The 21,919-nt window shown below is 68.8% G+C and carries 20 protein-coding genes; 7 read left to right on the top strand and 13 right to left on the bottom strand.

Features of this window, described 5'->3' with window-relative positions:
* Positions 1-21 precede the first annotated feature (21 nt).
* The 5 genes from AC4D2Q_RS04995 to AC4D2Q_RS04975 all read left to right on the top strand — a co-directional run bounded on the left by AC4D2Q_RS04995 (position 22) and on the right by AC4D2Q_RS04975 (position 4,710).
* Positions 22-912, top strand: a complete 891-nt coding sequence (locus AC4D2Q_RS04995; protein WP_490945493.1) for a DUF4031 domain-containing protein — start codon at positions 22-24, stop codon at positions 910-912.
* 62 nt (positions 913-974) lie between these two features.
* Positions 975-2,177 carry an MFS transporter gene (locus tag AC4D2Q_RS04990; RefSeq protein WP_490945709.1) on the top strand — a complete coding sequence of 401 codons (1,203 nt, stop codon included), beginning with the start codon at positions 975-977 and terminating at the stop codon, positions 2,175-2,177.
* Between the two features lie 2 nt (positions 2,178-2,179).
* A complete protein-coding gene (locus AC4D2Q_RS04985) occupies positions 2,180-3,538 on the top strand; it encodes an MATE family efflux transporter (RefSeq protein ID WP_490945492.1) in 1,359 nt (452 codons plus the stop codon).
* A gap of 58 nt (positions 3,539-3,596) precedes the next feature.
* Positions 3,597-4,190, top strand: a complete 594-nt coding sequence (locus tag AC4D2Q_RS04980; protein ID WP_490927828.1) for a hypothetical protein — start codon at positions 3,597-3,599, stop codon at positions 4,188-4,190.
* Between the two features lie 133 nt (positions 4,191-4,323).
* The gene (locus AC4D2Q_RS04975; protein ID WP_490945491.1) at positions 4,324-4,710 is read left to right on the top strand and encodes a hypothetical protein; all 387 of its coding nucleotides are present in this window, start codon (positions 4,324-4,326) and stop codon (positions 4,708-4,710) included.
* On the opposite strand, the gene rfaE2 is transcribed toward AC4D2Q_RS04975, so the two are convergent.
* A complete protein-coding gene (gene rfaE2 / locus AC4D2Q_RS04970; RefSeq protein WP_490945490.1) occupies positions 4,707-6,365 on the bottom strand; it encodes a D-glycero-beta-D-manno-heptose 1-phosphate adenylyltransferase in 1,659 nt (552 codons plus the stop codon). The genes AC4D2Q_RS04975 and rfaE2 overlap by 4 nt on opposite strands.
* On the bottom strand, positions 6,362-7,840 hold the full coding sequence (locus AC4D2Q_RS04965) for an aldehyde dehydrogenase family protein (RefSeq protein ID WP_490945489.1): 1,479 nt from the start codon (positions 7,838-7,840) through the stop codon (positions 6,362-6,364). The genes rfaE2 and AC4D2Q_RS04965 overlap by 4 nt, the downstream gene beginning before the upstream one ends.
* A 185-nt stretch (positions 7,841-8,025) precedes the next feature.
* On the opposite strand from AC4D2Q_RS04965, the gene AC4D2Q_RS04960 reads away from it, so the two are divergent.
* The gene (locus AC4D2Q_RS04960; protein ID WP_490945488.1) at positions 8,026-9,192 is read left to right on the top strand and encodes a glycosyltransferase family 9 protein; all 1,167 of its coding nucleotides are present in this window, start codon (positions 8,026-8,028) and stop codon (positions 9,190-9,192) included.
* 19 nt (positions 9,193-9,211) lie between these two features.
* Here the strand turns inward: AC4D2Q_RS04960 and AC4D2Q_RS04955 are convergent, their stop codons facing one another.
* From AC4D2Q_RS04955 to AC4D2Q_RS04925, 7 genes are all read right to left on the bottom strand, one after another.
* On the bottom strand, positions 9,212-9,913 hold the full coding sequence (locus AC4D2Q_RS04955; protein WP_490945487.1) for an SDR family oxidoreductase: 702 nt from the start codon (positions 9,911-9,913) through the stop codon (positions 9,212-9,214).
* A 51-nt stretch (positions 9,914-9,964) separates the two neighbouring features.
* A complete protein-coding gene (locus AC4D2Q_RS04950; RefSeq protein ID WP_490945486.1) occupies positions 9,965-11,326 on the bottom strand; it encodes a PfkB family carbohydrate kinase in 1,362 nt (453 codons plus the stop codon).
* The gene (locus AC4D2Q_RS04945; RefSeq protein WP_490945708.1) at positions 11,323-11,892 is read right to left on the bottom strand and encodes a D-sedoheptulose-7-phosphate isomerase; all 570 of its coding nucleotides are present in this window, start codon (positions 11,890-11,892) and stop codon (positions 11,323-11,325) included. Before AC4D2Q_RS04945 ends, AC4D2Q_RS04950 begins: the two co-directional genes overlap by 4 nt.
* 104 nt (positions 11,893-11,996) lie before the next feature.
* Positions 11,997-13,262 carry a glycosyltransferase gene (locus tag AC4D2Q_RS04940; RefSeq protein WP_490945485.1) on the bottom strand — a complete coding sequence of 422 codons (1,266 nt, stop codon included), beginning with the start codon at positions 13,260-13,262 and terminating at the stop codon, positions 11,997-11,999.
* Positions 13,259-14,326, bottom strand: coding sequence for a glycosyltransferase (locus AC4D2Q_RS04935; RefSeq protein WP_490945484.1), 1,068 nt, complete (start codon positions 14,324-14,326; stop codon positions 13,259-13,261). The genes AC4D2Q_RS04940 and AC4D2Q_RS04935 overlap by 4 nt, the downstream gene beginning before the upstream one ends.
* Positions 14,323-15,384 (bottom strand): glycosyltransferase family 9 protein, encoded by a 1,062-nt coding sequence (locus tag AC4D2Q_RS04930; protein WP_490945483.1) that lies wholly within the window; start codon positions 15,382-15,384, stop codon positions 14,323-14,325. Before AC4D2Q_RS04930 ends, AC4D2Q_RS04935 begins: the two co-directional genes overlap by 4 nt.
* Positions 15,381-15,935 (bottom strand): D-glycero-alpha-D-manno-heptose-1,7-bisphosphate 7-phosphatase, encoded by a 555-nt coding sequence (locus AC4D2Q_RS04925; RefSeq protein WP_490927841.1) that lies wholly within the window; start codon positions 15,933-15,935, stop codon positions 15,381-15,383. The genes AC4D2Q_RS04930 and AC4D2Q_RS04925 overlap by 4 nt, the downstream gene beginning before the upstream one ends.
* Before the next feature lie 134 nt (positions 15,936-16,069).
* Here AC4D2Q_RS04925 and AC4D2Q_RS04920 point away from each other — a divergent pair, with 134 nt between their 5' ends.
* On the top strand, positions 16,070-17,017 hold the full coding sequence (locus AC4D2Q_RS04920; protein WP_490945482.1) for a glycosyltransferase family 9 protein: 948 nt from the start codon (positions 16,070-16,072) through the stop codon (positions 17,015-17,017).
* Here the strand turns inward: AC4D2Q_RS04920 and AC4D2Q_RS04915 are convergent.
* The 4 genes from AC4D2Q_RS04915 to AC4D2Q_RS04900 all read right to left on the bottom strand — a co-directional run bounded on the left by AC4D2Q_RS04915 (position 17,014) and on the right by AC4D2Q_RS04900 (position 21,859).
* Positions 17,014-17,796 (bottom strand): sigma-70 family RNA polymerase sigma factor, encoded by a 783-nt coding sequence (locus AC4D2Q_RS04915; RefSeq protein ID WP_490945481.1) that lies wholly within the window; start codon positions 17,794-17,796, stop codon positions 17,014-17,016. The genes AC4D2Q_RS04920 and AC4D2Q_RS04915 overlap by 4 nt on opposite strands.
* A gap of 177 nt (positions 17,797-17,973) precedes the next feature.
* Positions 17,974-18,414, bottom strand: coding sequence for a hypothetical protein (locus AC4D2Q_RS04910; RefSeq protein WP_490945480.1), 441 nt, complete (start codon positions 18,412-18,414; stop codon positions 17,974-17,976).
* A gap of 89 nt (positions 18,415-18,503) precedes the next feature.
* Positions 18,504-19,187 (bottom strand): hypothetical protein, encoded by a 684-nt coding sequence (locus AC4D2Q_RS04905; protein ID WP_490945479.1) that lies wholly within the window; start codon positions 19,185-19,187, stop codon positions 18,504-18,506.
* A 92-nt stretch (positions 19,188-19,279) separates the two neighbouring features.
* On the bottom strand, positions 19,280-21,859 hold the full coding sequence (locus AC4D2Q_RS04900) for an LPXTG cell wall anchor domain-containing protein (RefSeq protein ID WP_490945478.1): 2,580 nt from the start codon (positions 21,857-21,859) through the stop codon (positions 19,280-19,282).
* Positions 21,860-21,919: the final 60 nt, after the last annotated feature.

Below are 21,919 nucleotides of genomic sequence, written 5' to 3'. Positions count from 1 at the left end.
CCCGTTCCGGCGCACTGCCGGATGATCTACATCGATCCGCCGTTGTGGCCGGCCCATAATACGGTGTTCTCCCACTTGGTCTCGGACACCTCCCTGGCTGAACTGCACGGCTTCGCGGCCGCCGCCGGAATCGATGCCCGCGCCTTCGATCTGGACCACTACGATGTGCCGGTGCGCCGCTACCGGGATCTGGTGGCCCGGGGTGCGGCGGAGGTCGACGGCGGCACCCTGGTGCGCCTGCTCATCCGCAGCGGGCTGCGCATCAAGGCGCGTGAACGCAGTTCCTCGCTGGTGCACCCTTTGCTGGCACGCTGGGAAGCGCTGGTGCCCGGAGCCAACGGGCTGGGCGCCGAGCTGCTGAACCGCTGGGGCGAGCCGCACCGCCGCTACCACGACCGCAGGCACTTGCTGGCCGTCCTGGAGGCAGCGGAGCAGCTTTCGGAGGGGCCGCCGCCGCGGACGGTACTTCTGGCGGCCTGGTTCCACGACGCCGTGTACCGCGGGGCCCCCGAGGATGAGGAGTGCTCCGCGGAGCTCGCCGGGACACTGCTTCCGGAGGCGGGCTCACCCGAGGAGGAGATTCGCGAAGTGCAGCGGCTGGTCCGGCTGACGGCCGGACACCGGCCTGAGCCGGGGGACACGGCCGGAATGCTGCTCTGTGACGCCGACCTGTCGGTTTTGGGTCGCAGCCCGGAAGCCTACCGCCGCTACGTTGCCGATGTCCGACGTGAATACGCGCACGTGGGCGACGCCGATTTCACCGCCGGCCGCCGCCGGGTGGTGGAGCAGCTGCTGGAGGCCGACCCGCTGTTTTCCACTCCCGCAGCCCGGAACCGCTGGGAGGAGCAGGCGCGCCGCAACCTGCGCTCCGAACTGAAACTTCCACAGCCGGCCCGGGGGCAGCAGGATTGAGCGGCAACACATCAATCCCGTGGACCGGTCACCCCAAAGGCAGCCGGGGCTACCGCCGCGTCATGGTGGCACTGGCCGCGGCAGGAATGGCAACTTTCGCCCAGCTGTATTCCGTCCAGGGTGTCCTGCCCGGCCTGGCCCGGGACCTGGACATCACCGCCCCGGCCGCCGCACTGGCTGTATCAGCGGCAACACTGGGCCTGGCAGCTTCCGTCATTTCCTGGTCCGCGGCAGCTGACCGCTTCGGCCGGCTGCCCGTCATGCGGCTGGCAATCATTGCCGCCGTGGTCCTGGGACTGCTGGTTCCGTTCAGCCCCAATCTTCCGGTCCTGCTGATGCTCCGGTTCACGGAGGGCGCGGCGATGGGCGGGATTCCCGCCGTCGCCCTGGCCTACCTCAGCGAAGAGGTGTCCCGGGTCCATGCCGCCGTGGCCGCCGGCAGCTACGTTTCGGGCACCACCATCGGCGGGCTCGCCGGCCGGATCGTTGCCGCCCCGATGGCCGACGCCGCAAACTGGCGGGTGGGTGTCGGCACCGTCAGCCTGCTGGCCGCCGGAGCCGCCGTCGTCTTTATGCTCACCGCACCGAAGCAGCGCGGTTTTTCGCCGCTGCGCCGCACCGATCCCGGACCCGGACTCGGCGGGCGGCTGCTGCTGAACCTGCGCAATCCCCTGCAGATCAGCCTGTATCTGCAGGGTTTCCTGCTGATGGGCGGATTCGTGGCGGTCTATAACTATCTGGGGTTCCGGCTCGGCGCTGCACCGTTCTCGCTGCCGCAAAGCGTGGCCAGCTTCCTGTTCCTGGCCTACCTCGCCGGCACCTGGTCCTCCCGTGCCGCCGGATCCCTGGCCGGCCGGCTGGCGGCGCACGGAGGCCGCAAGACGGTGCTGCTCGGGTCAATAGCGGTAATGGCCTCCGGGCTGGCCCTCACTCTTGGGTCCTGGCTGCCGGCCGTGATCGCCGGGCTCGTGGTGTTCACCGGCGGATTCTTCGCCGCCCACTCCATTGCCTCCGGCTGGGCGCCCTTCCTCGCGACCGAGGGCCGGGCACAGTCCTCCTCGCTGTACAACCTCTTCTACTACGCCGGTTCCAGCCTGCTGGGCTGGGCGGGCGGCATCTTTTTCCAGCACTGGGGCTGGACCGGACTGAGTGTTTTTGTGGGCGTGCTGATGGCCCTGGCCGCCGCCGCGGCCGCCGCGGTCCTCGCTCCGGAACGGGGCACCCCGCCGGTGCAGGCTCCCCTGCGGCAGAACCGTAAGCTGTGAAGATGGGCACTTCAGCACAGACCTCAGGCTCCGCTCTGGGCCGGCGCATCCTCGCCCTGGCCGTACCGGCACTGGGTGCACTGATCGCCGAACCGCTGTTCCTGATTGCCGATTCGGCGATCGTGGGCCACCTTGGCGTCAATGAACTGGCCGGGGTGGGGCTGGCGTCCACGGTGCTGCAAACCGCCGTCGGGCTCATGGTGTTCCTGGCCTATTCCACCACCGGAACCGTGGCCAGATATCTGGGCGGGGACCGGCACCGTGAGGCCGTGGCGGCCGGCCGGGACGGGATCGGGCTGGCCCTGATCCTGGGCGTGCTGCTCTCCGTTGCCGGAATCCTGGCTGCCCCGGCTCTGGCCACCGCACTGGGCGCCACCGGTGAAGTGCATGCCTTCGCCGTGGATTACCTGCAGTATTCAATGCCCGGGCTTACCGCCATGCTGGTGGTCCTGGCGGCCACGGGCGTGCTGCGCGGGCTGCAGGACACCCGGACGCCTCTGATGGTGGCCGGCGTCGGCTGCGCAGTGAACATCGGCTTGAACTATCTGCTGGTGTACGGTTTCAACCTCTCCGTTGCCGGTTCCGCGCTGGGCACCAGCATCACCCAGTGGGGCATGGCCGCCGTCTATTTGGTGCTGGTGGGACGGATGGCTCGGCGTGCCGGAGTTCCGCTGCGTCCTGCCGCCGCCGGGATCCGCGCCACCGCGCACGTGGGCTCCTGGCTGATGCTGCGGACGCTGAGCCTGCGCCTGGCCGTGCTGGCGGCGGTGCTGGTGGCCACCGCGCAGGGACCGCAGTCGCTGGCTGCCCACCAGCTGGTCATGACCGTCTTCACCTTCCTGGCCTTCGCCCTCGACGCCCTGGCCATTGCCGCGCAGGCACTGATCGGCAAGGAGCTCGGTGCCGGCAACGCGTCCCTGGCCCGGGAGCTGACCCGCCGGATGATCCGGTGGGGCGTGGGATTCGGGGTGATCACCGGAGTGCTGCTGGCCGCGGCGGCTCCCTTTGCCGGCTGGATTTTCACGCCCGACGCTGGCGTGCAGTCCGCGCTGACCGCCGGACTGTGGGTGCTGGCCGTGTCCCAGCCGATCTGCGGCCTGGTTTTCGTGCTCGACGGCGTGCTCATCGGTGCCGGCGACGCACGGTACCTGGCGATCACCGGCGTGCTGAACCTGGTCGCCTACCTGCCGCTGCTGTGGTGGGTCCAAGCCTCCGGCCTCGAAGGTCCCGGCGGCATCGCCTGGCTGTGGGCCGCCTTCGCACTGGGATACATGAGTGCCCGCGCACTCACGTTGACCTGGCGGATCCGGCAGGACGCCTGGATGGTCACCGGGGCGGCACCGGGCAGCGCGAGCGACTAAGCTGGTGGGGGGCCAACCGGCTCCACGAAGGTGCAGACACGAAAGCGGAGGCTCGGCAGTGGGCGAATCCAGCCACGGAATGACCCCGTGGAAACCCATCCTCCTCCGTTCGGCCACGGCGGCTGCCTTTGGGATCCTGACCGTCTTTTGGCAGGGACCCGGAATCAATGTGCTGTCCGTTGCCGGCGGGCTCTACCTGCTGCTCACAGCGGTCAGCGTATGGCGGATGTCCGTTCTCGCCGGTCTCAGCGGGGAACCCCGGATCCGCACCCTGCAGCTGCTTGAGGCCGCCGTTTACGCCCTTGCCGGTGTGGCCGTCCTCGCACTGCGCTCGGTGGAAGCCTTCTGCGCCGCCGCCGGCATTGCGCTGGCACTGGGCGGCGCCGTCGAGCTTTATCTCTGGCTCAAGTCCCGCACCACATTCCTGCCGGCCCGTGACTGGCTGATCACAGGAGTGGTGAGCCTGGGAGCCGCCATCATCCTGGTAGCCGTGCAGGCCATGGACCTCGGTGCGCAGGCGATGCTGGGAGTTACCGGCGGTTCTGCCCTCATCATTGCGGTCATGCTGGCCACCTCGGGTCTGGGTGCCCGGTTTGATGCCCGTTCCGCGGGCAACACGGATCCGGCAGCAGCGGGCCGGCAAAAGCCGTAAACTGGAAAATCGGTTCTACCGTTTGTAGAACCGCGATCATCAACGCAGCAGGAGGAAATCAGTGGCGAACAGCTCATCCGGTGGGCCGCAGAAGCGGAACTCCGTGAAGGCCCCGCTCATTTTTTCTGCCGTATTGGCTGTGATTGCGGGCATTGCCACCATGATCTTCGCCACCGGCGGCGGAGAAAAGGAACTGCGGGTTGATCTGGGATTCACCGCCGCAGGCATTGCGTTCATTGCCTCCGTCCTGATCTGCTCTCTGCTGCTCATGACGGAAAAGCCGAACCCGGACCACCTCAGCGAGGGCTCCGGCGTCCACCGAAGCTCGGCCAAGATTCCCGGCGGCGCCGGCTCGATTGGTGCCCCCCGCAGCAGCGCAGCGCCTTCCGGCAACGCAGCACCTTCGGGCAACGCAGCGCCTTCAGGCAACGCAGTTCCGGAAGCTCCGGAGACCCCTTCGAATACGGCCAACGGCGCCTCCCGCCCCGCCAATCCGGGCAGCACGGACCCTACAGCCTAGGCTCCGTCCGCAGGTAGCCGGGCTCCGGCTTCTTCCTCCGGACCAGTTCCCGGACCGGCGGGCGAGGCTCCTGAGGCCCTGGATCCCCGGACGCTTGATTCGCCCGGGCCTGATCTCCCCGCCCCTGCTTCCGCTCCTGTCCCTGCCTCCGTAGTGCGCCGGTGGACTCCGGGGGAGGAGGACTGGATTCGTTCGACCAGCGCCGTCGTCGAATGGTCCGCGACATAGTCCAGGATCCGCACCTGCCCGCCGCATTCGCGCACCACCCGCGTCTCCTGCAGCATCTCCGGGGAGTAGTCCCCGCCCTTGGCGTAGACGTCCGGACGAAGGGCTTCGATCAGCGGAATGGGGGTGTCCGTGTCAAAAACCGTGACATAGTCCACGCAGCTCAGCGCCGCAATGACGCCGGCGCGGTCATGCACCGGATTGATCGGCCGGCCCGGTCCCTTGAGCCGCGTCACCGAGTCATCTCCGTTCAACGCCACCACCAAAACGTCCCCGAGAGCCTTGGCCTGCTGCAGATAACGGGTGTGTCCGCGGTGCAACACGTCAAAACAGCCGTTGGTCAGCACGATCCGCTTGCCGGCGGCCCGGTCCGCGTCCACCCTCGCCTGAAGTTCATCGGGTGACAGGGCGGTGTCCGCCAGGGCCGTCAGATGCAGTTCCAGATCCGCCCACGTGCACACCGATGTTCCCGCCCTCCGGACCACCACGTCCGCAGCGTTCTGGGCCAGGTCCGCGGCCGTGCTCAGAGGGAGCCCGGCGGCCCGGGCCACGGTCAGGCACGCCACAAAGGTGTCGCCGGCCCCGGACGCCTGCTTCTCGGTGGCAGGCCGCGCCCAGGTGCGGTGGATTTGGCCGCCGCCCGTCAACAGCAGCGTTCCCTCACGGTCCAAGGTGACGACGGCGGAGCGGGCACCCGTTGCCTGCAGCAGGTCAGCGCCGCGGCCGCCGATCTGCTCGGCCCGCTCCCGGCCGGGCTCCGGCCGCAGGTCCAGCAGCCGGGCCGCCTCCTGGAAATTGGGGGTAACGACGTCGGGTTCCAGTGCAGCCCACAGTCCCGGCGCGTGGGCGTCCACGACGGTGAGGCGGTTTCCGCGCTGCCGGATCAGGGCCTCGCGCACACGCCCGTGCAGCAGTCCGCTGCCGTAATCGCACACCACCACGGCGTCCGCTTCTCCGAGCCATGCGGGCAGGGCATCGGCCAGGTCCTCCTCCGCCTGCCCCGGAACCGGGCTGCCGCCGTCGTCCATGCGCAGCAGCACCTGATCTCCTGCCAGGACCCGGTATTTGGTGGCAGTCCGCGCGTCCGGCCTGGCATGGAGCAATTGGAGGTCGATGCCGGCGGCGGCGAGCACGGCCCGCAGCCGGCGCCCGGGTTCATCCTCGCCCACCAGCCCGGCCAGACGGACCCGCGCGCCCAGGCCCCGGAGATTCATGGCGGTGTTTGCGGCGCCGCCGGGTGCGTAGTCCCGGCTGACCATGTCCACCACGGGAGCCGGGGCTTCACGGCAGAACCGGTCCGTGGTGCCGGACCACCAGCCGTCCAGCATGACGTCCCCGACGACGGCGACAAGCGGCGCCCGGGCCGCCAGGCGGCCCGGCAGCCACGGGGCCAGACTGCGCAGCCCGGACAGTTCCGGCGGGACGATCATGCCTGTCCCGGCACCTTCGCCAGGCCCACATGGACCACTTTGACCAGGCTGAACTCGTCGAGGAGCTCGGGTCCGTAGCCAAAGCCGCGCCCGCTCTCCCCGCGGGGTTCGGCGGAGCCGCCGGGAGCGCCGCCGAAGACGGCGTTGATTTTCACCGTTCCCACCGGCAGGGCTGCCACGGCGCGGTGGGCGGAGTCGATGCTCGGCGTCAGCACGGTGGCAGCGAGCCCGAACCTGTCCCGCGCAGCCAGTTCCAGTCCTTCGGCGAAGCTGTCCACCACCTGCACCGGAGCCACCGGTCCGAACGTTTCCTCGGTAAAAACAGCCATGGGACGGGAGCAGTTCAGGAGCACCGTGGCGGGATAGTGGGCGCCGGGACCGTCGGGCAGTACGCCGCCCTCGGCCAGCTCCGCTCCGTTCCGGACCGCATCGGTGACCTGGGCATGGACCGAGGAGCGGAGCCGGACATCCACCAGCGGGGCCGGCGGCTGGTCCCGGTTGCGGCGCCGGGCTTCCTGGGTCAGGGCCCGGCAAAACGGTTCGGCCAGGTCCCGGTGCACGTAAATGCGCTCCACGGCGGTGCAGATCTGTCCGCTGTTGCTGAAAGCGCCGATTGCCGCCTGCTCAGCCGCCCAGACCGGATCCACCCCGGCATCGATCAGCAGGGGATCGTTGCCGCCGTTTTCACGAATGACGTGTGCCCCGGTCAGGCCGGCCGCCCGCGCGATCCGCCCGCCGGCAGGGCTGGAACCAACATGGGCGAAGACGTCCACCCCGTCCTCGCGGGTGAGCAGCGACCCGGTCTCCGCATCTCCGGTCAGAGTGCTGAAGGCGCCGGCCGGGAAGAACGGTGCCAGGATGTCGCCAAGCAGGATGCCGGTGTGGGGAGAGCGTTCACTCGGCTTGTGGATGACGGTGTTGCCGGTGACCAGCGCCGCGCCAATGAGGCCGGCTGCCACAGCCACCGGATCATTCCACGGCGTGAGCAGCACTGCCACGCCGCGGGGTTCGGAGACGGTGTAGTCCGCTGCCAGCACGGATCCGCGCAGGCTGAGGCCGCGGTGCACCGGGCCGAGTTCGGCGTACTGCTCCAGCGTGGACACCGCTGCGGCTATCCCGCCCAGGGCCTCATCCACCGGTTTCCCGGTTTCCCGGTGGTTCAGTTCCGCGAGTTCCCGGGCCCGTTCGGCGACGGCGGCGGCAGCTGAGCGCAGGATCCGGCCCCGGTCAGCGGGATCGGTCCCGGCCCATCCGGGCAGTGCCCTGCGTGCCGCGGCCACCGCCCGCGTCACCTGCTCCCGGTCCGCGGCGGCAAGTTCACCCACCGGCGTGCCGTCATTCGGGTTGAAGACCAGGATTCTGCCGCTTCCCGGCACCGCGCCGGCAGTACCGGCCAAAGCGGCGGCAGGGGCAGGAGGGGCTGCAGCCGTGGCGGGAGAGACAGCCGGAGAGGCGGGAGCGGCACTGTGAGGCATGGGGTTCCTTGCGGTCGGCAGGCGAACTGGCTGGATCCTGTGTAGGGTTCCTACCCGTTTGGGCGGCGCTTTACACAGGTTTGCAGCGGGAGTTTTGAGGTGCGTCCCGAGGGTTGGGTTCAGTGGGTGCAGGCCCTAGGGTGAAGCCCAGAAAAGGACCGGGAGCAAGAGACTGCGGAGGGCACATGGTGCACGGATTGGCGGAGCAGGACGGATCAGCGTTCGGGAAGCCGCAGGCTGAGCCGCTGCGCCGCGGGGTGGGCCCGGTCCTGGAACCGTTTGCCGGAGTGGAGCGGATTGCGGTGCTGCGCGGCGGCGGTCTCGGGGACCTCATGTTTGCCGTGCCTGCCCTGGACGCCCTCGCCGCGGCCTACCCGGAAGCAGAAATCACCCTGCTGGGAACTCCGCTGCACGCGGCGCTGCTGGACGGCCGTCCCGGACCGGTGCAGCGCGTCGAAGTGCTGCCTTCGGCGCCGGGGATCCACCCGGGTCCCGAGGATGCGGCTGCCCTGGAACAGTTCCGCGCAGAGATGGAGGCGCGGAACTTCAATTTGGCCGTGCAGCTGCACGGCGGGGGCCGCAACTCCAACCCGTTCCTGCTGGGGCTGGGCGCCGAGCACACGGTGGGAACCCGGACACCGGACGCGGTGCATCTGGAACGCACCATTCCCTATGTCTATTACCAGCACGAGGTGCTCCGCTTCCTGGAGGTGGCGGGTCTGGCGGGCGCCGTTCCGGTGTCGCTGGAACCCCAGCTGCAGGTCCTGCCCGAGGAAGAAGAAAAGGCCGCCGCCTATCTGGCGCCCGGCCGGGACCTGATAACCCTGCACCCCGGTGCCACGGATCCGCGGCGCCGCTGGCCGGCGTCGGCCTTTGCGGACGTCGCGGCGCGGGCCGCGGCAGACGGGTGCCGGGTGCTGGTGGTGGGAGACGACGGCGACCGGATTCTGGGCGACCGGATCCTTGCCCTGGCCCTCGATGCGGCCGGACACAATGCCGATATTGGCTCCGTGGCGGGCGAACTGGAAATCGGCACCCTGGCGGCGCTGCTGAAGGCCAGCAGCGTGATGGTGGGCAATGACAGCGGCCCGCGGCACCTGGCGCAGGCGGTGGGAACACCCACGGTGGGGATTTACTGGTTTGGCAACGTGATCAATGCCGGGGCCATGGGCCGCACCCGCCACCGGGTCCACATGGCCTGGGTGTCCCGCTGCCCCGTGTGCTCAGTGGATGTCACTCAGGTTGGCTGGACTGCCGAGCGCTGCGAGCACGACGATTCCTTTGTCGCCTCGGTGGATCCCGCGGCGGTGTATGCGGACGTGGCCGAGCTGCGGGCCGCCCCGCCCGCCTAGGGCGGCCCGCCGGCTACTGTCAGGGCCAGGAGTCCTCCTCCTCGTGGCAGATGACCATTTCCCGTACCTCGCACCCCTTGGGCTGGTGCAGGGCAAAGAGAATGGCCTCGGCCACGCGCAGCGGATCGTTAAGCCGGGAATCGTCCCGGGGTTTGTACTGTTCCGTGCGGTCATCGAAGAAGTTGGTCTTCATGCCGGAGGGAATCATGGTGGTCACCCCCATCCGGCCGCGGGTTTCGGCCGCCAGCGCCCGGCTGAAGCCCACCACCCCAAACTTTGAGGCGCAGTAGGCGGTGGCGTCGGAAACCGCCTTGATCCCCAGGCTCGACGCCACGGTGACGGCACGGCCATGGCTCTCAAGGAGGTAGGGCAGCGCGGCGCGGACCACGGACACGGTGCCCAGCAGGTTCACGCCAATGACTTTTTCCCATTCCTCTGCGGCCACGTCTTCGAGCCGCCCGCAGCGGTCGATCCCGGCAGCCGTCACCACTGCGTCCAGCCCGCCCAGGGACTCCGCCGCTTCCCGCACTGCGGCTTCCACGGCTGCGCGGTCCGCCACGTCCACTTCAAAGGCTTTTGCTTCGGTAACGCCGCTGATGTCGCGGTCCAGCACGACGGCGGTTCCGCCGGCTTCAGTAACTGCGCGCACCACGGCAGCGCCCAGGCCGGAGCCTCCGCCGGTGATCAGCACCCGTCCGGGATTGGAGAGATTCAACAACATGCTTGTTTCCTTTCAGAAGGGTTTCCGGATTCTTAGCGGATGGATTTTCGCTCAGCCCACCTGGGCCAAGGCAGCGGCAAGGGCCGTGGTGGAACGGGCCGGATGATAGGGAACGGTTACGGTTTCTCCGCCCCAGGTCCTGACCAGGCCGGCTTCGGGAAGCTGATCCTCGCGGTAATCCCCGCCCTTGACCCAGATGTCCGGACGCAGCCGCTCCAGCACCGCTTCGGGAGTGTCTTCTTCAAAGACCAGCACGCCGTCCACGCAGCCCAAAGACAGCAGCAGTTCGGCGCGGTCCTCCTGACCGATGATCGGCCGCTGCTTGCCTTTGAGCCGCCGGACGGAGCTGTCCGAGTTCAACACCACGATGAGGCAGTCGCCGAGCCGGCGTGCCGCCGCGAGGGTCCTGGCATGGCCGGCGTGGAGCAGGTCGAAACAACCTCCGGTGGCCACCACCGTTCCGCCGCGCTCGCGGACCTGCTGCGCGGCGTGCAGCGCGTCGAGGCTTTCGCTGTGCAGCCGGGCTGGCTCTTTGTCCCGGTGCAGGGAGGCAACACCGCCCCCGGCCAGGAAACCCGCTGCGGCCAGAACGGCTTTCTCGGCAGCGGATTCCAGCGGGTGGCCCCGGCGCAGGCCAAGAGCCAGCGTGGCGGCGAACCGGTCGCCGGCGCCGCAGGTGTCCGAGGCGGACACCTGCGGCGCCGGGATCACCTGGGGCAGCCCGGACCGCGGCAGGACCAGTGCGCCCAGGGCGCCGAGGGTCACCACGACGGAGCGGCTTTGCCACCGCTCAAGCAGCCGCTCGGCAGCCCGCAGGGCCGCGGAAACGCCGCCGCCGGTTACGCCTGCGCCGCGCAGCGCCTCGGGAAGGTTGGGAGTCACCGCAGCGACGCCGGGCACCGGTTCCGCCCCGGCGGGATGCGGATCCCAGACCACGGGAATCCGTCCGGCCAGTCCTTCCAGCACGGTCCGCAGCCGAGGGTTTCCGGTCAGTCCGCGGCCGTAGTCCGCCACAATGACTGTTTCCGCCGCGGCGACTGCAGAGAGCATCTCCTCGGTCACCTCCGGCACCGCGGGCGGCGCGCAGCCCTCGTCAAAGCGCACCACCGCCTGCGCCCCGGCACGGATCCGGGTTTTTACCGGGGTGGGAACGCCTGAGGGCCCGGCGGTCAGCGCAATGCCTGCGAGCGCAGCACGCAGTTCCCCGGCGGCGCCGTCGTTGGACAGGACCGTAACCAGCTGTACCTCGTGGCCCTCGCGCTGCAGCATCCGGGCCACCAGCCCGGCGCCGCCGGCACGCCGTCGAACCGTCTCCACCTCCACCACCGGCACGGGGGCGTCAGGGGACAGCCGCTGCGCGCTGCCCGTGATGTCGGTGTCCAGCAGGACGTCGCCCACCACCACAATTTTCATGACTGTTCCTCTCCGCTGCGGCGCAGCACTTCCGCGTCGAAGGCGCGGCAGAGCGCGTGGACGGCAATCAGATGGGCTTCCTGGGCGTTGGCCGAGCGCGCATCGATGCACACCGCCTCATCACAGGCGATGCTCAGCGGATTGGGCCCGCGCCCGGTCAGGGCCCAGGTCCTGAGGCCGAGGCTGCGGGCGGCAGCGGCGGCGGCCAGCAGATTGGGGCTTTGTCCGCTGGTGGACAGCAGAACCAGGACATCGCCGCGGCGGCCGTGACCCAGCACCTGCCGGGCAAAGAGCTGATCGAACCCGTAATCATTGGCAATGGCCGTGACGGCCGAGGTGTCCGCGTGCAGGGCGATGGCCGAGAACGGGCGCCGGTCGCCGTCGAACCGGCCCACCAGCTCCGCGGTCAGGTGCTGCGCCTCCGCCGCGGATCCGCCGTTGCCGGCGGCAAGCAGCCGGTGTCCGGCCAGGAGCCGGCCGGCCAGCTCCACTCCCCACGCGGTGAGCTGCCGGGCCTGTGCCTGGACGGACGCCACCGCCGGTCCCAGATCAGTGAAGTGCTGCAGCACCGCCCGGTGGGCAGCGGCGTGGGGTGCGGTCGGGGCCGGCCGGGTATCCGTACCCAGGGTCCCGGCCAGCCCGGCACCGGCGGCTGTGGTGGTTTCAGCGTTCACAATGCTCCTCCCAGCGGCTGCAGACTGACCTGATCGGTGGCGGCCGTCTGGCTCACGGCGCTCTGGTAGGCCTTTTCGGTGTCAGCGGCCACCCGGTCCCAGGAATACCGTGCCCTCGCCCGCTGCCGGCCCGCGGTGCCCAGGCGGGTGGCATATCCGGGGTTTTGAAGCAGTTCCGCCAGCGCTTGAGCCAGCGCCTCCGGATCTTTCGGCGGCACGTGAAGCCCGGTTTTGCCGTGCACCACCGTGTCGATGAGTCCGCCCACGGCCGAGGCCACCACCGGAACCCCGCAGGCCATGGCCTCCAGCGGAACAATGCCGAACGGTTCGTACCAGGGCGTGCACACCACGGCGTCGGCGCTGCGCAGCACGGCGGGCATTTCCTCGCGCGGGACCTGCCCCCGCAGCAGGACCCGGCCCCCGACGCCCAGGTCGCGGGCCAGCGCCAGCAGGCGCCGGGCTTCCGGATCGGAGGCCAGCCCGGCGGAGTCGGAGGCCCCGCCGACGATCAGGAGTTCGACGTCGTCGATTCCGCGTTCTGCCAGCAGTGCCAGCGCCTGGACCGCCAGGTCAATGCCCTTGCGCGGCACCAGCCGGCCGACGGCGGCTATCCGCCACCGTCTGTTGCGCGGCTCAGCCGCCCCGGCGGAGCCGAACAGGTCCAGGTCCACCCCGCAGGGGGCAACGGAAATTCGATGCCCCGGGATGCCCAGGGCCTTGAGTTCAAAGACCTCGTCTGAGCAGGTGGCGATGATCCGGTCCGCATTGCGCCCCACCGATGGTTCCAGCCAGGTGCGCTCCGGCGGGCTGGTGTCCTCGGTGCCCTGGTGCCGTTTCTTCACCGTGCCGAGGGCATGGAAGGTTTGCAGCACCGGAACCGGATAACCCTGGGTATCGAAGCGGCGTGCGGCATCCAGTGCCGCCACCCCGGACATCCAGAAGTGCCCGTGCACCACGTCCGGGGGAGCGGAGCCCCAGTCAGCGGAGATCCCGTCCGCGAGTTCGCTCATGTAGGGCAGCAGATGGTCCTTGGGCAGCACGCGTGCAGGTCCGGCATCCACATGCACCACGTCCAGGCCCGGCCCTACCGGCACCACGGCCGGCAGCGCCGGATCATCCCGGCGGGTGTAGATGCGTACGGAGTGCCCGCGGCGGGCGAGCGCCACGGACAGCGCCGCTACGTGCACGTTCTGCCCGCCGGCATCCACACCGCCCAGCGCCGCCAGCGGACTGGCATGTTCGGACACCATTGAAATTCTCACTGCTTGCCCCCTCCAACAGCACCTGACAGTTCAGTAGGCCGTGCCACCGGCAGTTCCGCGGCGACGGCCGGGTCCTCGAAAACGGGGAGCCGGCCGCCGGTCCGCGTGGTGATATCCGACAGCGTGTTGTCCCAGGCCGCCAGGAAGGCATCCAGCCCGTAGCGGTGCAGGGCAAAGCTGCGGGCAGCCAGGCCCCGCTGCCGTGCTTCGTCGGGATCACGGATGAGGCGCGCTGCTGCTCGCACCAGTTCCTGAACATTTCCGGAGACGGTTCCGGCCTCCGGCGGCACGGCCCGGGCAGCTTCGGTGGTGGCCAGCGCCAGCACCGGAAGCCCCAGCTGCATCGCTTCCAGCAGGGAAAGCCCCAGGGAGGTCCAGCGCATGGGATGGACGTACGCCCTGCACCCGGCCAGCTGCGTATGCAGTTCCCCGGTGGGCAGGTCCCCTCGGACGGTCAGTTCATCCGGGCCCAGGCCGGTGGCGGCGGGAAGCCCTTCCGTGCCCATGCCAAACACCTCAAGACGGGCCGCGCGGGCAAACTGCGGCAGCAGGTCCGTTCCGGTCACCCGCCACCGGCGCACCGGCTCGTTGATGACCACGCCCAGGTGCTCCCGGACGCCGGTGTACCGGTAACCGGGGTCCGGAATGCCGTGCTCGATCACCCGCGCGGGGGCCCTGCCGCTGTCCCAGAAGAGATTGTTGAAGTGCGTCACGTGGATGACGGGGATGCTGCTCTGGCTGGCCAGCGGGTGGACGGCGGAGGGAACGCTGTCCTTGGGCGTGTTGTGCTCCAGATACACGGCCGGCAGGTCCACTCCAGGCCGGCGGCCCAGCAGGCGTTCGCAGGCGGCGATCTCCTCGGGGCGCTGCAGCACCACCGCATCGATCTCTTGGTCCCGCAGGTCCTCCGGCGCGCATTCAACGGCTGTGTCCGGCCAGTCCCGTCCGCCCCGGCCCAGCCCCCAGGCTCCGCCCTCCGCCGTTGCCGGGAGGATGTACTCATGTCCGCCCCGGATGAAGGCTTCCATCCAGCCGCCGTGCACATGCCACAGCAGGATCCTCATACAGTCCTCGTTTCTCTGCGTGTTCCCAGGGATCTCACTCCGGTGGTCAGACGGTGCACTGCCTCCACCACCTGCTCCGGCGTTACGCCGGAAAGACAGGGGTGGCCCGGTACCGGACAGATGCGGGCACGGCTGAGCCGGCAGGGTGCGTTCTGGTCGCCCAGCAGCTCCAGCGGCACCCGGTACGGTGCCCAGCGCACTGCCGGCACCACGGGAGCGAACAGGCTGACGACGGGCGTTCCCACGGCAGCGGCCAGGTGGGCCGGGCCGGTATTGCCGACGACGGCGGCCGACGCGCCGGCCAGCACACCGGCCAGGGTGCGAAGATCGGTGCGCCCGCCCAAGTCCAGGCCGGCGACCCCCGCCACGGTGGCGGTCAGGCGGGTTTCCCCGGGTCCGCCGGTGACGATTACCCGGTGTCCGGCGGCGGTCAGCAGCTCCACGGCAGCTGCGTGGTGCAGGGCCGGCCAGGCCCGCGCCGGAACCGCGGCGCCGGGATGGACCACAATGTACGGTTCGGAGCCCACCAGATCCCGGACGTCGGCGGTGCCGGACAGGCGCAGGCGCCCGTCGTCGTCCGGCGGGAGCCGATAGCCCGCTGCTGCGGCGATCTGCAGGGCCCGCTCGGCTTCCGGCTGGTCTTCCGGGAAGTCTTCGCCGGGTTTGAGCCGGACGTCCAGCAGGGACCCGGCGTAGTCCACGGAGGCACCGGTGATCCGGGCAACGCCGGCGAGCCGCAGCACCAGCGCCAGCGGCAGCGGTGACTGGTGGAAGGAGGTCAGGATGACCGCTTCGTCGATCTGCTCATGACGGATGTCCGCTTCCAGGGCAGCGACGGCGGCTGCAGTTGCGGCAGGCGCGGGATCGACAATCCAGGGACTGGCCCAGGTCAGCACTGAGTTCACCCCGGGCAGCAGGGCGCCGGCATCGGCACCCTGCGGTCCGCACAGCAAGGTGACGCGGGTATTGTCGGCGGCGGCCACGGCACGGACGGCGGGGCCGGTCAGCAGGACATCTCCCGCACTGTCCAGGCGGGCCACCAGGACGCGGCGCGTCACGGGGTCCCCAGCAGGATGCCGACGGCGGCGGCAAGATCAGGGGCAACGCACCTGGCGGCGGCGGTTTCCTCAACCCGGGTGACGGCGGTTGGAACCAGGACGGCGCGTGCACCGGCGGCTTCGGCTGCTTCTACGTCCGCGCCGATGTCTCCGATCATGGCCACGTCGCGCGGCTGCAACCCCAGGCGCTCACAGGCGCTGCGGATCATTCCCGGCTCGGGTTTGCGGCAGCTGCAGCCGTCCTGGGGACCGTGCGGACAGATTTCCCAGACATCGAACGGGCCCAGCAGTTCCTCCACGCGGGCGTTGACGGCGGCCACCTGGGCGGGTGTGAGCAGTCCGCGGGCTATTCCGGACTGGTTGCTGACCACGCCCGTGCGGATTCCCTGCCGGCGAAGTGTCCGCAGCACTGCCGCCGCGCGGGGAAAGGGGACCACCAAGTCAGGGTTGCCGTTGTAGGGGACGTCGCGCACCAGTGTTCCGTCCCGGTCGAAGAGCACCGCCCGTGGCCTGTCTGACTCCTGATGTTCCATAAGGAGCTTGTTCCCCATCCGCACCGCTCCTAAACAGGTTTGCTGCCACATCTTCTCCGGCTCGTCCCGGTGCTTAGCCGGCGGCGGGAATTCTGGCAGGATGTGCTTCACTGCTCCGCGGCCGCGGACGCGGAGCGGATGAAGGGGCGGGCATGGGCGGCAGCAGTGCGAGGACGGGCCAGCCGGAGTTGCTGGTGCTGAGAGCCTTGAAACTGGGGGATCTTTTGGTGGCCGTGCCGGCTTTGCGGGCGTTGCGCCGGGCATTTGCGGAGCACCGCATCAGCTACGCGGCACAGGAATGGCTGCGTCCGGTAGTGGAACTGGTGGGCAGCGTTGACGATCTCCTGCCGCTGCACGGGCTCGATGTCCCCATACCGCTGGAGCCCGGCCGGATTGACGTGGCAGTGAACCTGCACGGCAGCGGCCCGGAAAGCACGGGCCGGCTGCAGGCGCTGGCGCCGCGCGTCCTGCTCGGACACTCGGGGCCCGGGCTGCCCGGACCGGCCTGGCGTCACGGCATCCACGAACGTGAGCGGTGGTCCGAGCTCATGGACTGGCACGGCATCCCGGCGGATCCGCTGGATTACCTCCTGCTGCCGCCGCGCACCGCCAGCCCCGCCCCGGGCGCCGTCGTCGTCCATGTGGGGGCGGCCTACGGAAGCCGGCTCTGGCCTGTGGAGCGCTTTGCCGCCGTGGCGGCGGAACTGCACCGCGCCGGGCATGAGGTGGTGTTCACCGGCAGCGCCGGCGAACGGCCCCGGGCACTTGCCGTGGCTGAAAGCGCAGGGCTGCCGGAGGCCGCCGTAGCGGCGGGGAAGCTGGGGCTGGACGCGTTTGCGGCCGCCGTGGCCGGCGCTGCGCTGGTCATCTCCGCCGATACCGGCGCCGCGCATCTGGCCTCGGCGTACTCACGGCCCTCCGTGGTGATTTTTGGCCCGGCGCCGGTGGCCGAGTGGGGCCCGCCCAAGGGGCCGCACATTGCCCTGACTGACGAGTCGCAGCGGGTGGGGGACACCTTTGCCGTGGAGCCGGACCCTGCCCTGCTGGCGGTCTCGGTCCAGGACGTGCTGGCCGCCGCCGCGAAGCTGGAGCTGCTCTAGGCGCTGGCGGCCTCGGCGGAGAGCGGGGCCGCGGCCTCCGTTGGGCCAAGGATTTCCTGCTGGAGGGTCACCAGTATCCGGGCAAGCCGGCGTGAGACCTGCATCTGCGTCATGCCCAGCCGGTCGGCAATCACCTGCTGAGGCTCCTCATGGAAGTAGCGGCGAAACAGCAGGTCTTTGTCCCGATCCGTCAGTTTCCGGATGGCCAGGGCCAGCATTGCCAGGTTTTCCGCACGCTCCAGCCGGGTGTCGATGTGTCCGTAGACATCCGCTACATATCCGCCTTCAAAGGGGGCATCCAGGGAATCCGGCTGCAGGCTGCTCTGGCAGTTCAGGGCTTCTGACACGGTTTTCTCCTCGCAGCCCAGTTCCAGCGCCAGTTCCGCCAGGGAGGGTTCACGAACCAGCTGCTGGGTGAGCAGAGGATAAACCTTGGCAATGGTGGTGCGCAGGTCCTGCACCTCCCGCGGGGGCCGCACCATCCAGGACTGGTCCCGCAGGTAACGCTTGATCTCCCCGTGGATGGTCGGAATGGCAAAGGCCGGGAAATGCCGGCCGACGGCGGGGTCAAAACGTTTGACGGCCTTGATGAGCCCAATGTAAGCCACCTGCCGCAGATCTCCGCGGTCCCGGCCGTGGCCGGCGTAGGAACCGGCCACACTGTCCGCAAGCTCGCGGTGTTTAAGGACCAGTTCATTGTGCAGCGCCTGCTGCAGGTCCCCGCGGGCATGCCGGGCGCGGGTGAAATGGGTGAGGGAAGCGGACTCGGGAGGCGTCATGGGGCAGCTCTTCGCAGTGGCGACGAGGCCCTCTGCTGGACCGCTACCTCAGGAAACCAGAAGCCCCCTTAGTTATCAAGGGAATTGTCCCGGTCTCGGTACAGAGGGCTTTACCTCTCGGCGGAGAAGAAGGTATAGGTGCATTTTGGTCTGGCTGACCCGTGATCTCCCTAGCCGTTAGCGCCGCTTGCGCGGAGGCCGCTTTGGAGCTTTCGGAATCTTCTGAGGCGGAACCGGCCGCTCGGTGCTGTCCGCTGCCAGAAGGCCGTCCGGACCATCCAGCATCCGGCCGAGGCCGGCCAATTGGTCCTGCTCCGCGTCTTGGTCCTGCCCGGCGTCGTCGGACTCTGCGGGAGCCTGCTGCGCGCCCGCCGGCGCCGGAATCTGCTGCTGCCGTACCAAGAGAACGGCGGCGGCACCTATCGCCGCCATCGCGGAAGCCAGGGCCAGCATGAGCATGGCGTAGAACCAGAACAGCGCCACGTTCGGCGGGGCGGACACCGGCGGAGTCAGGACTCCGGTAAAGCAGACGAGCCAGAATGCGGCGCAGCTGCCAATGATGATCCAGGCGGTCCGGGAGGGGAGGGAATGCAGCAGGTGGTGCAGCTTCTGATCCATGAACGGGTCCTAGGGAAAGCCGTGGTGCCGTTGCTTGACGCCCTCCAGTCTAGGGAGACGGTCCCGGGTGGTGACCGGCCTTTACTGGATTAAGACCCGTTTGTGCCCAGAGGGGTTGCCGGGCCGCTGGACTCCTCCACAATGACCTTCACTGCCCCGGCGGGCTGCTGTTCGGCCACGGCATCGGTCAGGGGCTGGACCTGCTCTGCCGGAACACGGACCGTGATACTGGCGGTGCGTCCGCTGGTGCCGAGCCAGTGGACCCGGACCGGTGGAGCCGCGTCCGAACCGAGCCAGGCCCGGAAGGTATCCGCAGCCTCCTGCAGCTGCTGTGCGGTGAAATCCGTCCGGTAGGGGACAGCCCCGGCTTCACGCACTGCCGCCTCTGCCTCCGGCGTGGTCACGGCCACGTGAAGCTGACTTTCCTCGATCCAGGCATCGGAATAGGCCGGGCCGAGATCCGTTTTGAGTTGGGCGTGAAGCTGCAGCAGCTGAGTCATGTTTTCATCCATAGCCGTCTCGGGATCACTGGGCAGCGCCGGAACTGCGCCGACCGTGCCGCCGGGGCTGTCCGGGACGCTGGAGGCCGGCGGGGCGCTGGGGACATTGGACATCTCGGGGTTCGCCGAGGAGTCTGCGGTGGACTGTGATGAGTCGGCGGCACCGGGTCCCTGCGCCTCCTGTCCGCACCCGCCAAGAGCCATCAGGGCAACGGCGGCAACTGCGGCAACCGGTGCGGCAGCGGCACCGCGGGTCTTCTTCGAGATAAGCATCAGGGCCTCCTGGGTTTGATAGGCACGTAATACCAAAGCGGGCCCCGGCACAAGGCCGGGACCCGCTTTGGTGTTCTCACGTCAGCGACGGATTAGGCATCCTGTGCCTGACGGCGGCGGTTGATCAGCAGGGCGCTGATGCCGCCGGCCATGAGCAGCGCGCCTGCTCCGGTGAAGAAACCCATGCCGGACGCACCGGTGTGGGGCAGACCGCCGCTGTTGTTGCCCGGCGCCGGAGCAGGCGCCGGTGTGGGCTGCGGGCCCTGCGGCGCAACCTCGACGACGGCGTTCACAGTGAAGGACACGGCAGCTGCTGCCGACTCGGCGCCGTTCAGCGTCTGGACTGCGTTCACCGTGAAGTCACCCGCCTTGAGGGCTGGGAAACCGTTGACGGACCAGCTGCCGTTGTCGGCAACCTGGGCGGTGAGGGTGGTATCTCCGATGGAGACGGAGACCTTGGCGCCGGCGGTGCCGGTGCCCGAGATGTCCCGCGGGTTGGAGCCTTCATCGAACTTCTGGCCCTCAGCCACGGAGGTGATGGCCGGTGCGGCCAGGATGACGGCGAACCCGGAAGCCGCCGCAGCCGATTCCAGCTTGCCTTCAATACCGTCCTGCGTAGCGGTCACGGTGTAATCACCGTAGGACAGTGCTTTGTCCAGCTTCACTGCCCAGTTGCCGTCCGCATCAACGGTGGCGGTGGCCGTTTCTTCGCGGGCGGCGGTTGCCGCTGCGGACTGGGGCTTGTCAGCGGTGGCCACACCGGTGATGTCCACGGTGACCTTGGCTTTGGCAACGCCGGTGCCCGTGATGGTCGTGAGTGAATCCACGATCTGGGCACCGGCAGCCGGATTCGTGATGACCGGGGCGGCCAGCGGTGCTTCCTTGACGGTCAGCTCGTAGGAGGACGTCTTGGACTTGTTGAAGCCGTTGACTGCCTGGACCTTGAATTCCAGCTTTTCGGCGGGAACGGTGGACGGAGCAGTGAAGCTCCAGACGCCGTTTTCAACTACCAGGTCAGTGGTCTTGTTGCCCTGGGTGAGCTTGACCGTGCTGCCCTCGGGGGCCGTACCGCTGATGGGCTGGTCCGTGAGGACGGTGCCCTTGTTCTCGTGGGAGGTCAGTGCCGGTGCGTCAACGAACACCGCCACGGTGTAGCCGCCGAGGTGGGTGAGACCGTCGGAAAGCGAGGTGGACAACATTCGTTCCACGCCCTCGCGATCACCTACGGCACTGTTGATGCCCATCGCATTGGATCCCGAGATGGTGGATCCGCCGGAGTCGCCGGGCTTTGCATTGGTGGTCAGAGTGGACTCAAAACCAAAGACGCCGCGGATATCTTCCTCGGTGCCCTTATGGCCGCCAACGAAGAAGTCACCGACTCCGGTGACCTCACCGCAGCTCCAGCCGGTGGTGCGGCCGGACTTGCAGACCGGCGCGCCGACAACAGCGTCCACGGTTCCGGTGATCTTGGTGGTTGCCGCAGTGAGATCCTTGGCGTCTTCCCACTGAGTCACCTCGGGCAACAGGTTCAGCTTGCTGTCGATGCTGTTGATAACGGCAACATCCGTACCAACGTTGGTGCCCGTCTGGAGATCAACCGGCGAGTTGTTGGCGCCGCCGAACTGGGAGAAACCCCAGGTCCCGAGTTCAGCCAGAAGAGACGGATTGTCGGTTCCGCTGGCCGGATCGCCGGTGGGATCGGTCAGGAGCGCTTCGGTGACTTCACCGTCATGGGCACAGTGACCGGCGGTGATGACAGCAGCTTCACCTGTGCTGTTGAAACCGTTGAAGCCGATGGAGCACAGGGCGGCGCCGTCGGCAACGGGGCTGGCATAGCCTTGGCCGTTGACGACGTCCTCGACCGGCGTGGCTGTTCCCGAGGACTGGGCGACAGTGACGTTGGCGTATTTTTGGGCGATCGCATCAACCGAAGATTCGGCTGCTGCACCGGGGCTTTTCGAGAGAACGGAGCCGCCGGGTGCGGCCTGGTTGTCCACGCTGATGACGTAGCCTGCGCCGTTCCACATGATGGACTGCAGGCCCGCAACACCGACATTGGCTATGTAGTCGGCGCGGATCTTCTCGATGTTGGCGCGGTAATCTCCCGTGAGGCTGAGCGGAGAGGCGGTCTCTTCCCCTGCAGCAGGTTCCTCGGTGGCTTTGGGTTCTTCGGAGGCTGCGGGTGCCTCGGCACTCGGCGCGTCGGTTGCCGTCTCGGCGGGAGCCGGGGTTTCAACTGCAGGTTCGACGTCGGCTTCTGCTGTGGCGGGAGCTACGAGGAGGGCATCCAGCTTGCGGGCCAGAGCAACAAGTGCCTCTCCGGAACCGGTGATGACCATCTTGCCGTCTTCGAGGGCGATGCCGGCGAAGCCTTCGGTTGCCTGGAGCTCGGGAAGCGCCTCTGCGGCCTTCTTGCCCAGCTCACCCGCCGCTTCGAATTCTTCAACGGTCATGCCGAGGTCCCGGAGAAGCGCTTCAGCCAGGCCGGGGGGCAGGGTTCCTGCCTCCTCGGCGGGAGCAGCTTCAGTGGGCGCAACGGCGCCGGGAATTGTTCCGTCAGCGGCGGTTGCGTCGACCGGCGCCTCAGTGGTCGCCGTGACCGGTGCGGATGTTGTGTCCGGCTCTGCTGCCGGTGCGGCGATGGCCGGCGAAGCGAAGAATGCTCCGCTCACTGCCAATGCTGTTGCGGCGCCGAGAGCGCCGACGCGTTTGTAAAACGCGGTTGAGTTGTC

It is taken from the genome of Arthrobacter sp. TJ-178 (assembly GCF_058269275.1).
This window is presented reverse-complemented; position numbering and strand designations above follow the sequence as displayed.

What these genes read in the sequence shown, in the direction of transcription:
- AC4D2Q_RS04995 (WP_490945493.1), top strand. Translation starts at nt 22, where the DNA reads ATGATCTACATCGATCCGCCGTTGTGGCCGGCCCATAATACGGTGTTC.
- AC4D2Q_RS04990 (WP_490945709.1), top strand. Translation starts at nt 975, where the DNA reads ATGGTGGCACTGGCCGCGGCAGGAATGGCAACTTTCGCCCAGCTGTAT.
- AC4D2Q_RS04985 (WP_490945492.1), top strand. Translation starts at nt 2,180, where the DNA reads ATGGGCACTTCAGCACAGACCTCAGGCTCCGCTCTGGGCCGGCGCATC.
- rfaE2 (WP_490945490.1), bottom strand. Translation starts at nt 6,365, where the DNA reads ATGATCGTCCCGCCGGAACTGTCCGGGCTGCGCAGTCTGGCCCCGTGG.
- AC4D2Q_RS04965 (WP_490945489.1), bottom strand. Translation starts at nt 7,840, where the DNA reads ATGCCTCACAGTGCCGCTCCCGCCTCTCCGGCTGTCTCTCCCGCCACG.
- AC4D2Q_RS04960 (WP_490945488.1), top strand. Translation starts at nt 8,026, where the DNA reads ATGGTGCACGGATTGGCGGAGCAGGACGGATCAGCGTTCGGGAAGCCG.
- AC4D2Q_RS04955 (WP_490945487.1), bottom strand. Translation starts at nt 9,913, where the DNA reads ATGTTGTTGAATCTCTCCAATCCCGGACGGGTGCTGATCACCGGCGGA.
- AC4D2Q_RS04950 (WP_490945486.1), bottom strand. Translation starts at nt 11,326, where the DNA reads ATGAAAATTGTGGTGGTGGGCGACGTCCTGCTGGACACCGACATCACG.
- AC4D2Q_RS04935 (WP_490945484.1), bottom strand. Translation starts at nt 14,326, where the DNA reads ATGAGGATCCTGCTGTGGCATGTGCACGGCGGCTGGATGGAAGCCTTC.
- AC4D2Q_RS04925 (WP_490927841.1), bottom strand. Translation starts at nt 15,935, where the DNA reads ATGGGGAACAAGCTCCTTATGGAACATCAGGAGTCAGACAGGCCACGG.
- AC4D2Q_RS04920 (WP_490945482.1), top strand. Translation starts at nt 16,070, where the DNA reads ATGGGCGGCAGCAGTGCGAGGACGGGCCAGCCGGAGTTGCTGGTGCTG.
- AC4D2Q_RS04915 (WP_490945481.1), bottom strand. Translation starts at nt 17,796, where the DNA reads ATGACGCCTCCCGAGTCCGCTTCCCTCACCCATTTCACCCGCGCCCGG.
- AC4D2Q_RS04910 (WP_490945480.1), bottom strand. Translation starts at nt 18,414, where the DNA reads ATGGATCAGAAGCTGCACCACCTGCTGCATTCCCTCCCCTCCCGGACC.
- AC4D2Q_RS04905 (WP_490945479.1), bottom strand. Translation starts at nt 19,187, where the DNA reads ATGCTTATCTCGAAGAAGACCCGCGGTGCCGCTGCCGCACCGGTTGCC.